8 protein-coding genes are annotated in these 12,082 nt (G+C 51.1%); 6 read left to right on the forward strand and 2 right to left on the reverse strand.

Annotated elements, in window-relative coordinates; translation table 11 throughout:
- Positions 1-78 precede the first annotated feature (78 nt).
- Entirely contained in the window at positions 79-1,308 is a 1,230-nt protein-coding gene (locus OIK42_RS00555; protein ID WP_273637608.1) for a multidrug effflux MFS transporter, read from the forward strand.
- A gap of 293 nt (positions 1,309-1,601) precedes the next feature.
- On the opposite strand, the gene ilvC is transcribed toward OIK42_RS00555, so the two are convergent.
- A complete protein-coding gene (ilvC, locus tag OIK42_RS00560; protein ID WP_273637609.1) occupies positions 1,602-3,083 on the reverse strand; it encodes a ketol-acid reductoisomerase in 1,482 nt (493 codons plus the stop codon).
- A 167-nt stretch (positions 3,084-3,250) separates the two neighbouring features.
- Here ilvC and ilvY point away from each other — a divergent pair, with 167 nt between their 5' ends.
- A complete protein-coding gene (gene ilvY / locus OIK42_RS00565) occupies positions 3,251-4,114 on the forward strand; it encodes an HTH-type transcriptional activator IlvY (protein WP_273637610.1) in 864 nt (287 codons plus the stop codon).
- On the opposite strand, the gene OIK42_RS00570 is transcribed toward ilvY, so the two are convergent.
- A complete protein-coding gene (locus tag OIK42_RS00570; protein ID WP_273637611.1) occupies positions 4,096-5,607 on the reverse strand; it encodes a YifB family Mg chelatase-like AAA ATPase in 1,512 nt (503 codons plus the stop codon). The genes ilvY and OIK42_RS00570 overlap by 19 nt on opposite strands.
- A 668-nt stretch (positions 5,608-6,275) precedes the next feature.
- Between OIK42_RS00570 and ilvD the strand changes: the two genes are divergently transcribed.
- The 4 genes from ilvD (at position 6,276) to OIK42_RS00590 (ending at position 12,077) form a co-directional block, all read left to right on the forward strand.
- Positions 6,276-8,126: a dihydroxy-acid dehydratase gene (gene ilvD / locus OIK42_RS00575; RefSeq protein ID WP_273637612.1), complete on the forward strand. Its 1,851-nt coding sequence runs from the start codon at positions 6,276-6,278 to the stop codon at positions 8,124-8,126.
- Positions 8,123-9,661 carry a threonine ammonia-lyase, biosynthetic gene (ilvA, locus tag OIK42_RS00580; protein ID WP_273637613.1) on the forward strand — a complete coding sequence of 513 codons (1,539 nt, stop codon included), beginning with the start codon at positions 8,123-8,125 and terminating at the stop codon, positions 9,659-9,661. The genes ilvD and ilvA overlap by 4 nt, the downstream gene beginning before the upstream one ends.
- 164 nt (positions 9,662-9,825) lie before the next feature.
- Positions 9,826-10,773, forward strand: a complete 948-nt coding sequence (locus OIK42_RS00585; RefSeq protein ID WP_273637614.1) for a glycoside hydrolase family 43 protein — start codon at positions 9,826-9,828, stop codon at positions 10,771-10,773.
- Between the two features lie 140 nt (positions 10,774-10,913).
- Positions 10,914-12,077, forward strand: coding sequence for a GDSL-type esterase/lipase family protein (locus tag OIK42_RS00590; RefSeq protein WP_273637615.1), 1,164 nt, complete (start codon positions 10,914-10,916; stop codon positions 12,075-12,077).
- The last annotated feature ends 5 nt before the right edge of the window (positions 12,078-12,082 follow it).

Below are 12,082 nucleotides of genomic sequence, written 5' to 3' on the forward strand. Positions count from 1 at the left end.
CTGCAGCTTGCTTTGGCCGGCGCGTGCGGCCATCTCCTACATATTTGATTTCTTTATTATCCGGACAGTCTTCTGTATATGAACGTAAAAAGCACCTATGTTAAACCTGCGCTGGGTTTACCTGAATTTATCGCATTAATGGCAATAATGACGTCGCTGGTGGCGCTAAGTATTGACGCTATGCTGCCCGCTCTCGATACCATCGGTGCAGCCATGGGGGCTAAGGATATTCATGAGAGCCACCTTATTGTGTCGCTCTTTTTTGCAGGGCTGGCCGTTGGCCAGTTATTTTTTGGCCCGTATTGTGACACTCGCGGTCGGCGTGAAGCGATTATTCTGGGCTTGGGTATTTTTGTTGCAGGCACCATAATTTGCATGCTTGCCGAAGACATGAATACCATGTTGGTTGGCCGGGTAATACAGGCATTTGGCGTGTCCGGGCCGCGTATCGCTTCCACGGCCGTGATCCGCGATCAATTTTCTGGCGAAGCCATGGCCAAAGTCATGTCGTTTATTATGATGGTGTTTATTCTAGTACCTATGCTCGCGCCTATGGTGGGTCAGTGGGTACTTAATATCGCCTCGTGGCTGCATATTTTTACCCTGTTTTTGTGTGTTGCCGCATTTAGCGGTACCTGGTTTTGGATCCGTCAGCCAGAGACATTACCCGCCAGTCGCAGAAAACCGTTCTCATGGCGACAGTTTGCGCGCTCTTCGCGCTTTATTCTGACTCACAAGCCGGTGATTGGCCCGACGCTGGCAATGGGCTGCGTATTTGGCGCATTTCTTTCTTATCTGAGTGCGTCGCAAACCATATTTCAGGGCTACTATGGTGTCGGTGACTGGTTTAGTTATATTTTTGCGACGCTGGCTTTTTCTATTGGCCTGGCATCATTTATCAACAGCCGTATTGTGATGCGAATGGGAATGTATCGGGTAACGCAATTCGCGCTGGTGGGTGCGGTTGCCTTCGCGCTGGTCTTTTTGAGTTTAATCGAGATGTACGACGGCCTGCCACCGTTGTTTGTCACCATTGCCACCTTGTTTGTGGGCTTTTTCTTTGTCGGGCTGTTGTTTGGCAATCTCAATGCAATCGCTATGCAGCCTCTTGGTGAGATGGCAGGGCTGGGTGCCGCCATCATTGGTTCGATATCAAGTATCATCGCCGTTGTTGTGGCTACCAGCGTAGATGCCTATCTTACCGATAACCTCTATCCGATTGGAGCGGGCTTTGTGCTGTTCTTTTCCCTGGCATTCGCCATTATTCGCATGAGTTTAACCAACCCTAAAATGGATGCCGCGGCATAGCGGCCCATAGTTTCGGTTTGCTTACCTGGCATCCCCCAGGTCGCTATAGAGCACATTGTTAAGTGGCTGTGACCTGCCCGGAATACATATTGAGAGCCGGATACGCGGATATGTGCCGCCGCCTGGCGTGTTAATGCACACCTGTTTTGAAATATGCGCTGCACACTTACCGACGCTGTATGCTTATTGCACAGGTTCGGTTGCAGGTAAAAGGGGTTTTGCGGGCATAAAAAAGCCCGACCAAATTGGTCGGGCAAAAGGGCTTGGTTTAAGCACCTAACGACAGAAACTGTCTACGCTTCGATGATGGCTTTCATATCCGTCATGTAACCGCGTAATTCTTTACCAATTGCTTCAACGCCAGTGTTGCGAATAGCTTCGTTAACCTCGGCCAGGCGCTTGTTGTCTACCTGGTTCGATGTCACGTTTAAGCCTTTACCAATCAATGAAGTATCAATGTTTGGCATGAGTTTTTCGCGCAGTAATGGTACCGCGGCGTTAGCAAATAAATAGTTACCGTATTCTGCAGTGTCAGAAATAACCACGTTCATTTCGTACAAACGCTTACGCGAAATGGTGTTCGAAATCAGTGGTGTTTCGTGCAATGACTCGTAATACGCCGACTCAGGTAAAATGCCCGCTTCAACCATCACGTCAAAGGCCATCTCTACACCGGCTTTGATCATCGCGACTAACAAAATACCGTTGTCGAAGAATTCTTGTTCTGAAATTTCACCGTCATACACAGGTGCATTTTCAAAGCCACTCTGGCCGGTTTCTTCGCGCCATTTAAACAGGTTAGCATCGTTATTCGCCCAGTCTTCCATCATGGTGCGGGAGAACTCACCGCTGATAATGTCATCCTGATGCTTTTCGAATAACGGACGCATTAGCTGCGTTAATTCTTCAGACAACTCAAATGCTTTTAACTTCGCTGGATTAGACAGGCGATCCATCATATTGGTCACGCCGCCAATTTTCAGCGCTTCAGTAATGGCTTCTAAACCATACTGGATTAAGGCTGCTGCGTAGCCGGCATCAATGCCGTCAGCCGTCATTTTTTCATAAGCCAGGATAGCTGCGGTTTGTTGCATACCACATAAAATGGTTTGCTCACCCATTAAGTCAGACTTAACTTCCGCAACAAAGGACGACTCCAGCACACCTGCACGGTCGCCACCAGTGGCGCTGGCCAGTGCTTTAGCGATGGCCATGCCCTCGCCTTTTGGATCGTTCTCCGGGTGCACAGCAATTAGTGTTGGTACACCAAAGCCACGCTTATATTCTTCGCGTACTTCGGTACCAGGACACTTAGGCGCACACATTACTACGGTAATGTCGCTGCGAATTTGCTGGCCTTCTTCAACAATGTTGAAGCCGTGTGAATAACCCAGTGTGGCGCCGTCTTTCATTAACGGCATTACGGCTTCCACCACGCTTGAATGTTGCTTATCCGGTGTCAGGTTATACACCACGTCTGCGGTGGGGATTAATTCCTGATACGTACCTACTTTAAAACCATTGTTGCTTGCGCGCTGATAAGAATCACGTTTCTCATCAATAGCGGCCTGACGTAACGCATATGCCACGTCTAACCCTGAATCACGCATGTTGAGACCCTGGTTAAGGCCTTGTGCACCGCAGCCAACGATGACAATTTTTTTACCTTTAAGGAACTCGCAGCCTTCAGCAAATTCGTCGCGATTCATAAAGCGACAGCGACCTAACTGGTCCAGTTGCTGGCGTAAAGACAGAGTATTGAAATAATTAGCCATAAAAAAATAAATTCCGAACTTCTTTTGTCGTTATCCCGTTGCGTTACTTTAATGTAACTTTGTTGGGATGATCTCGTCATTGACGACTTGCGATTGAATATACGCTAGCCTTCATGTTTTGAAAAATGATATATTTGCAAAACAGTATTGCAAAAAGTGAAATAGCCATGGATTTTCGTAGCCTACAGCTGTTTAATCATCTCGCAACCAGTTTACATTTTGGTGACACTGCACAGACTATGTACGTGTCGCCGTCAACGTTAAGCCGCGTTATACAGCGTCTCGAGGAAGAGTGTGGCTGTGTTTTATTTAAACGCGACAATCGGTCGGTGGCGCTTACACATGGCGGTCACAAGTTGCTGAATTTTAGCGAAAAAGTCCTTGGTGAGTGGCAGCAAATACGGCAGGAGCTGCGTGCTGACGGCAAAGCATTGCAAGGAGAATTGAGCCTGTATTGTTCAGTGACGGCCAGCCAGAGTCATTTACCGTCGGTATTACAACGCTTTCGACAGCGCTATCCGGGGGTCGATATTCGCCTGGTAACCGGTGACCCCGGCCTGGCTATAGAAAACGTAAAACAAAAAAAATCAGATGTGGCGATTGCCATTAATTCGGCGGATTTTCCCACAGATTTATGTTTTTCCGGGCTTGACCGGGTGCCGTTGGTATTAATTGCCCCACGGGAATGGCGACTAAACCAGCTCAGTCAGGTTGACTGGCGCACTAATCCGGTGGTGTTACCTGAGCAGGGACCAAGTCGCTCAATTGTGTATCACTGGTTCGCCGAGCACGGTATTCGCCCCAATGTGTATGCCTCGGTAGGCGGTAATGAAGCCATCGTATCTATGGTGGCGCTGGGCTGTGGTATTGGTTTTGTGCCCCAGGTGGTACTTGATCATTCCAGTATGTCAGGCAGCGTGACACGCATTATGGTAGACGATATTGGCTCTTATGAGCTGGGTCTGGCCTGTTTACAGGAGCGTCGCCATGAGCCGCTCATTAATGCCCTGTTTCAGCTTGAGTTAAACTGACGAATGAGCGTATCCAGCGCCCTGTAACCCAGGGCTTCGCTAATATGCTCAATGCTGATGGCGTGTTGATTGTTGAGATCGGCAATGGTGCGGGCAACCTTGATGGTGCGGTGAAATACCCGCATAGACAGTTTTAACTTGGTGGCTGCCCGTTGCAAGAAATCCGCTGTTTCGGTGTCCAGCGGACACTGAACGCGCAGTTCTGAAACGCTCAGATCGGCATTGTATTTGCCCTGACGCTGAAGCTGAATGGCGTAGGCGTTAGTCACTTTTTTCAGCGCTTGTTCGGCGCTGTCGGCGCCACTGGGCGGTTTGGCAAAGCTATAGTGTTCGGGCCGGCGAACTTCTATTTGTAAATCTATGCGGTCGAGCAATGGCCCCGACAACTTGCTTAAATAACGCTGCACCTGCTGAGTGGTGCTGCGACCGTCATCAATATCACCGGTAGGGCTGGGGTTCATGGCCGCCAATAGCTGAAAACTGGCAGGATAGCGCGCCTGCCCCGAGGCGCGCGACAAGCAAATATCACCGGTTTCCAGCGGTTCGCGCAGCACGTCCAGTGCCTTACGGCCAAATTCCGGCAACTCGTCGAGGAATAACACACCGTTGTGCGCCAATGATACTTCGCCAGGTTGCGGATGCGTACCGCCGCCGGTCAGAGCAATGGCCGACGAGGTATGGTGCGGTGAGCGAAACGGCGGTGTATACCATTGGGTGGTATCGCGAAGCTCACCTTTGACAGAATACAATGCGGCTGTTTCGAGAGCCTGCTGGTGTGACAGCACCGGCAGCAGCGATACCAGCCGGCTGGCCAGCAGGCTTTTACCGGTGCCGGCCGGGCCCACCATGAGTAAGTTGTGTCGTCCGGCAGCGGCAATAGTCAGCGCGCGCTTGGCCTGTTGCTGGCCAATGATATCATCCCAGCGCGGTGCGGCTTGTGGTGGCACCGCGCGCTGAGTACTGTGTTGTAGCGGTAATGCCTGCTGACCGCCAAGGTGCAAAAATACCGAGAGGAGCTTGCCGCTTACAATATAACGAAGCCCGTCAATCAGTTGTAATTCTGCTTCGTTATCGTGCGGGGCAAGCAGGGTTTGCCGGGCATCGGCGCAGCGCATGGCCACCGGCAATAAGCCAACGACGGGGCGAATTTCACCATTAAGTCCGAGCTCACCGGCGACTTCCATATTGGTCAGTGCATCCTGTTCAAGTAATCCCATGGCAATTAAAATACCCAGCGCAATGGCCAGGTCATAACGGCCGCCGCTTTTGGGGATTTCAGCCGGCGCCAGGTTAACCGTAATGCGCCGGGCCGGGTATTCAAAGCCACTGTTAATCAAGGCACTGCGCACCCTCTCTTTGGCTTCCTGCACCGCGGTTTCGGCCAATCCCACGAGTTTAAAACTCGGCAGACCATTGGAAAGGTGTACCTCCACTTTTACCCGCGGGGCATTAATACCCGCTACGCCGCGTGTGTAAACAATGCCCAGGCCCATACACTAATGCCACCGTTGAAGAATAGATAAACTAAGTGTAACGGCCCGCGGGTAACGACGAATACTGCGCCTCGGTGCAGTTTTTATTTTATTCAGCGTGCATTTATGCAAAATTAACCGCCAGCGCTTGATCAGCCTGGTTGATCCGTGGTATTTCTTACCGTTCCTGAGAAGGTGGTGCTACAGCCAGGCTCCAAAACCTTTATCAGAAGCCAGCCAAAATCCGAACTTATCTTTGTCGTTGAGATCTGTCAGCGACGTCTAAATTGACGCACTGTGTCCTTGTAGTAACTATGTTGTACTCAGGCTTCACAATCCGTTGCCGGGTAAAAATGTTGTTTGTTTTGCGAATAGTGTTGCTATGCATTGGGTCTTGTTGTCGCCTCATGTATTATTTGTGAGCAAGAGTACAAAACTAGTCTGCTGCCTGTGTGATGTGGGGTTAGCGCGGCAATGTCGCCCGCAGCCGTGTTTTTAAATCCGCCGGTGCGTTGGGCGATAAAGTGACAGCGAATTATTGACATCAGCGTTGGTCAGGACACTGACAGCCTCAAGCAGATAACAAGATTAACTGTGTTTTTGGCATCAATGGCCAAACCGAATTAAGTGAAACTGGTTCAAACCGGTTTATAACTAACAGACACCCTTCGGGGATGAGAGTATTTTTTATGCCTAAATTACGATCCGCTACTACCACTCAGGGACGCAATATGGCTGGTGCACGCGCACTGTGGCGTGCCACTGGTATGAAAGACGGCGACTTTGGTAAACCCATTGTTGCCATTGCTAACTCCTTTACGCAATTTGTGCCGGGCCATGTGCATCTTAAAGACATGGGGCAACTGGTTGCGCGCAGTGTCGAAGCAGCGGGTGGTGTGGCAAAAGAGTTTAATACCATTGCCGTGGATGATGGCATTGCCATGGGCCACAGCGGCATGCTCTACAGCCTGCCCTCGCGCGAAATCATTGCCGACTCGGTAGAATACATGGTTAACGCGCATTGCGCCGATGCCATTGTGTGCATCTCTAACTGCGACAAAATTACCCCGGGAATGCTGATGGCGTCAATGCGCCTCAACGTGCCGGTGGTGTTTGTGTCTGGCGGACCCATGGAAGCGGGTAAAACCAAGCTGTCTGATCAGCTGATTAAACTCGATCTGGTTGATGCGATGGTCGCCGCCGCTGACGACAAGGTCTCTGACGATGACTCCAACGAAATTGAACGCTCTGCGTGCCCTACCTGCGGCTCGTGCTCGGGGATGTTTACCGCTAACTCCATGAACTGCTTAACCGAGGCACTGGGCTTGTCGTTACCGGGCAACGGTTCGATGCTGGCCACCCACGCCGACCGTGAGCAGCTGTTTAAAAATGCCGGTAAACTCATCGTTGAGTTGTGTGAGCGCTGGTATAAAAACGACGATGCCACGGCACTACCACGCAACATTGCCAACTTTAAGGCCTTTGAAAATGCCATGAGTCTGGATATTGCCATGGGCGGCTCCACCAATACCATTTTGCACTTATTGGCTGCCGCTATGGAAGGTGAGGTTGACTTTACCATGGCCGATATCGACCGCCTGTCACGCAAAGTACCGCACTTGTGCAAAGTAGCGCCATCCACCCCGCAGTATCATATGGAAGATGTGCACCGCGCCGGTGGCGTGCTGGGCATTTTAAATGAGCTTAACAAAGGCGGGTTGTTGCACGGTGACTGTGCCCATGTTTTGGGTAAACCCATTGCCGAGGTGATCAGTGAGTGGGATATCACCAACCCTGAGAATGCCAGTGCCATTGAATTTTATCGCGCAGGCCCAGCTGGTATTCGCACCACCCAGGCGTTTAGCCAGAGTTGTCGCTGGGATGATGCCGATGCGGATCGTAGCGCAGGCTGTATTCGTGACCTTGAGCATGCGTATAGTCAGGAAGGCGGGTTAGCGGTGCTGTACGGTAACCTGGCCGAAAATGGCTGCATTGTTAAAACTGCCGGGGTGGATGAATCCATTCTTAAATTCACCGGCCGGGCACGTATTTTTGAAAGTCAGGACGACGCCGTAGCCGGTATTCTTAACGATCAAATCGAAGCCGGTGATGCGGTAATCATTCGCTACGAAGGGCCTAAAGGCGGCCCGGGCATGCAGGAAATGCTCTATCCGACATCCTATTTAAAGTCTAAGGGTTTAGGTAAAGATTGTGCGCTGATTACCGACGGGCGTTTCTCAGGCGGTACTTCTGGCTTATCAATTGGTCACTGCTCGCCTGAGGCTGCCAGTGGCGGCGGTATTGGTTTGGTGCAGGAAGGCGACACCATTGAAATTGATATTCCTAATCGCAGCATCAATGTGGCGATTACCGATGCCGAAATGGCGGCACGCCGCATTGCCATGGATGCCAGCGAGCGCCCCTGGCGGCCGGTGGATCGTCAGCGCGAAGTGTCGTTGTCGCTGAAAACCTTTGCCATGCTGGCCACCAGTGCCGATAAAGGCGCAGTAAGAGACCCATCCAAACTGGAAGATCTATGACCGTAAGCGACCACGACTATCTTAAAAAGATCCTGCTGGCACCGGTTTACGATGTCGCCGTTAACAGCGAGCTGGTAACACTGTCGCGGTTAACCGCGGAGTTGGGCAACGATGTTTTTTTAAAGCGCGAAGATCAGCAGCCGGTAAAGTCTTTTAAATTGCGCGGTGCCTATAATCGCATCGCCAGTTTAACGCCAGCCCAGGCCCAGGCGGGGGTGATTGCGGCATCGGCCGGCAACCACGCTCAGGGCGTGGCTTACGGGGCCAACATGAAAGGCATTAAAGCCACTATCGTGATGCCTGAAACCACGCCAGACATTAAAATTGAAGCGGTGCGCCGCTTTGGTGGCCAAAACGCCAACATTGTATTGCACGGCACTAATTTTGATTCTGCCAGCGCCCATGCCAAAGCCCTGAGTGCAGAGCATGGTTATACCTTAATTCCGCCCTTTGACGATCCGGATGTCATTGCCGGACAAGGTACCATCGCACGGGAATTGCTGGAGCAAAACCCGCATCTCGACATTCTTTTCATTGCCGTTGGCGGTGGTGGTCTGGCTGCCGGCATTTCGATTTATCTTAAGCAGTTAAAGCCTGAGATTAAGATCATCGCGGTGGAGTCAGAAGAGTCGGCCTGTTTTGCGGCGGCAAAGCAAGCGGGTGAACCCACCAGTTTAAGTTCGGTGGGTATTTTTGCCGATGGCGTTGCGGTTAAAGTGATGGGCAGTGAGACATTCCGCATTTGCAATCAGTATGTCGATGAGATCATGACCGTCACTAACGACGAAATTTGCGGTGCCATTAAGGATATCTTCGACGATACCCGGGTCATTGCTGAGCCTGCCGGCGCTATGTCGGTGGCGGCAATCCGTAAGTACGTTAAGCAACATGGCATTACCGGCAAAAAGCTCGGCGGTATCCTGTGCGGCTCGAATACCAACTTTCATACCCTGCGATATGTGTCTGAGCGGTGTGAACTTGGTGAGCAAAAAGAGGCCGTTTTCGCGGTTAAAATTCCGGAACGCCAGGGTGCCTTTAAGCAGTTTTGTGAATGTCTGGGCGGGCGCACGATTACCGAGTTTAATTATCGCTATGCGTCAGAAAACGAAGCGCATATTTTTGTCGGCATTAAACTGCGCGGTGGTCGCGCTGAGTTTGCTGAGATTACCGGCGATCTGAATGACAAAGGCTACGAGTGTTTCGATCTGTCCGACAACGAACTGGCTAAATTGCACGTGCGCCATATGGTTGGCGGGCGGCCACCGACGGTACTAAACGAAGTGGTATTCAGCTTTGAGTTTCCGGAGTACCCGGGCGCATTGCTTAACTTCTTAAACACGCTGGGTGAGCGCTGGAATATTACCTTATTCCATTACCGTAACCACGGCGCCGCGGAAGGCCTGGTGCTGGCCGGTTTCGATATTCCACCTGACAGTCGGCAAGCCTTTGATGAACATGTCGAAGCGCTGAACTACACCTGCCAGGATGTGACCGAAAACCCGGCCTATAAGTTCTTTTTATCTGAACTGAAATAGTGGCAGGTTGCACGCTGTTGTAACACCAGCCATAAAAAGTCACCTTGCTGCAGTAGCCGGGTGGCTTTTTTTGTTCTCATCTGAAACATTCAGCGCTTAGGTTTTGACAATCTCGCTGTATCGGTAAGAATCCCTTTAGAATAAAACCAACGAGTCCCGAGCCTGTGTACCGAGTTATAGTATTAAATGTTGTGTGCCTGACTTTGCTTTGGGGGTGCGTATCAATCGCCGGCAAAGACACCTCAGACGCTGAAGAAGTGTTATTGTTTGCTTCGTTTCGTGGCAACGGTGAAGATGGCCTGCACTTAGCGTACAGCGAGGATGCAGTTAACTGGATTGCCATAAACGATGACGCCAGCGTAGTCAGCCCGCAGGTTGGTACCAAACTCATGCGCGACCCGGTGATTATTCGCGGGCCAGATGACCGTTTTCATATGGTATGGACCGCCGGCTGGCAGGACCGTGGTATTGGCCTGGCGCACTCCGACAACTTGCTGGAATGGAGTGAGCAAGAGTTTTTACCGGTAATGGCTGACTTCCCCACCGCCAAAAATGCCTGGGCACCGGAAATCTACTGGGATGAGGCAACTCAACAATACTGGATTTACTGGGCGTCGACCATTCCGGGGCGCTACCCGGAAACCGAAAAGCAAGCCGACAAAGGCTGGGATCACCGGATCTACGCCACCACCACTACAGACTTTGAGCATTACACGCCCACAGCGTTATTTTATCAGCCTGATTTTAATGTTATCGATGCCGCGATTACACAAAGTGACTCGGGCTACACCATGATAGTGAAAGACGAAACCCGCTATCCGCCGGCTAAAAACCTGCTGGTGGCGCACTCCTCAGCCATTACCGGCCCGTGGAAAATTGCTGACAAACCCTTTACGCCGCCGGCGATCTGGGTGGAGGGGCCCGCCATTGTGAAATGGCGCGGCTGGTATTACGTGTATTACGACCAGTACATCGACCATAGCTTTGGTGTTATGCGCACCCGTGACTTCGTAAACTGGCAAAACCTCACCGATAAGCTCAATATGCCACAAGGCAGTCGGCATGGCTCAGTATTGAAAATATCCCGTCAGGAACTGGCAAGGCTGTTGTAACGCCCGGCAATTTTCTGGTTTGTTTCAAATATGACATAAATTGTTGATATTTGGACCATATCGGCGGCCGCATATTTTACAGGTTAAGACCGGGTGTTAATGTTTTTACATTACATTAAATCTGGCTTTACATAATGCGGATGACCAATTCTGTGCGCTACACAGCACTTTATTCTTTGCTGACAATACTGATGGTGAGCGTTACCACTGCCTGTAGTCACTCTTTGCCCGTTGCCAAAAGCGGTAATAACGCCAACCAGAGCGTGGCACTCGGGCCCGATGAACTCGCGGCACAATGCAGCCAGGACAATGATGGAATACCGGTTCGCTGCGATATTGACGTTAAAGGCGTTAACCCACCCGCTTTTTATGCGGTAAACATTGAGTTTGCTACTCCAGGCCCATTTCGCGTATACGCCGAATCACGCCGGTTAATGGCAGATAGCGAAATCAGCGGCGCAGCCGACACCGTTAGCTTTATTGTTAATACCCGTCAGCCTGATGGGCAACCGATACAACCCGACGCTTATCAGGGCACACCCGGCCTCACATTATGGTTTGCGGCAGGTTTTGACAGTATTAAGCGGATAACGGTTGCGCCCGCTGCATCGTCGCAAACACCGTTCACAGCAGCAAGTAACCGCGCGCCGGATTATAAAAGACTGTTTATTCTTGGTGATTCAACGGTATGTGATCAAAACCCGCAGTGGCATAAACCCGTTGGGGAACGCTACAGTGGCTGGGGGCAGGTTTTGCCCGCGTATCTGAACAATGACATCGCGGTAGTCAATTATGCCGATTCCGGTGAAGGCAGTGAGGCATTCAACGTTATCGATGGCGCGCTTTTTGCGCCCGTGGCCGCCCAGCTTCGCCGTGGCGACATGGTACTTATACAGCTGGGTCATAACGATAAAACCACCTCTCATGAGCTGTACACGCAGCGGATTAGTGCATTAGTTGAATACATTAAACAGCGCCGGGCATCACCGGTCCTCATCTCCCCCATGGTACGCAATGTTAACGTTGCGCTGAGTAAGCAACATCTATGGCCACAACTGGATGTTCGTGCAGCGCTACTTGCCATTAGTCAGCAACAGGGTATTCCCTATATCGATTTAATGGCTCACTCCCACGAGTGGGTGACAACCCTGGGACAAGACGCGGCTCAGGCATATTTTGTACTGAACGACCGGACCCACTCCAATGAAGCGGGGGCACATGTTTTTGCCCAAATGCTGATAAAAGCGGCGATGCAACAACAGTTACCGCTGGCGCAATACACAAACACAGCGCAGCAACAATGAGATTA

The organism is Alteromonas gilva (assembly GCF_028595265.1).
Taxonomy (GTDB): domain Bacteria; phylum Pseudomonadota; class Gammaproteobacteria; order Enterobacterales; family Alteromonadaceae; genus Alteromonas; species Alteromonas gilva.

Excerpts from the sequence above, each read along its gene's own strand:
- OIK42_RS00555 (WP_273637608.1), top strand. The coding sequence starts at position 79 with ATGAACGTAAAAAGCACCTATGTTAAACCTGCGCTGGGTTTACCTGAA.
- ilvC (WP_273637609.1), bottom strand. The coding sequence starts at position 3,083 with ATGGCTAATTATTTCAATACTCTGTCTTTACGCCAGCAACTGGACCAG.
- ilvY (WP_273637610.1), top strand. The coding sequence starts at position 3,251 with ATGGATTTTCGTAGCCTACAGCTGTTTAATCATCTCGCAACCAGTTTA.
- OIK42_RS00570 (WP_273637611.1), bottom strand. The coding sequence starts at position 5,607 with ATGGGCCTGGGCATTGTTTACACACGCGGCGTAGCGGGTATTAATGCC.
- ilvD (WP_273637612.1), top strand. The coding sequence starts at position 6,276 with ATGCCTAAATTACGATCCGCTACTACCACTCAGGGACGCAATATGGCT.
- ilvA (WP_273637613.1), top strand. The coding sequence starts at position 8,123 with ATGACCGTAAGCGACCACGACTATCTTAAAAAGATCCTGCTGGCACCG.
- OIK42_RS00590 (WP_273637615.1), top strand. The coding sequence starts at position 10,914 with ATGACCAATTCTGTGCGCTACACAGCACTTTATTCTTTGCTGACAATA.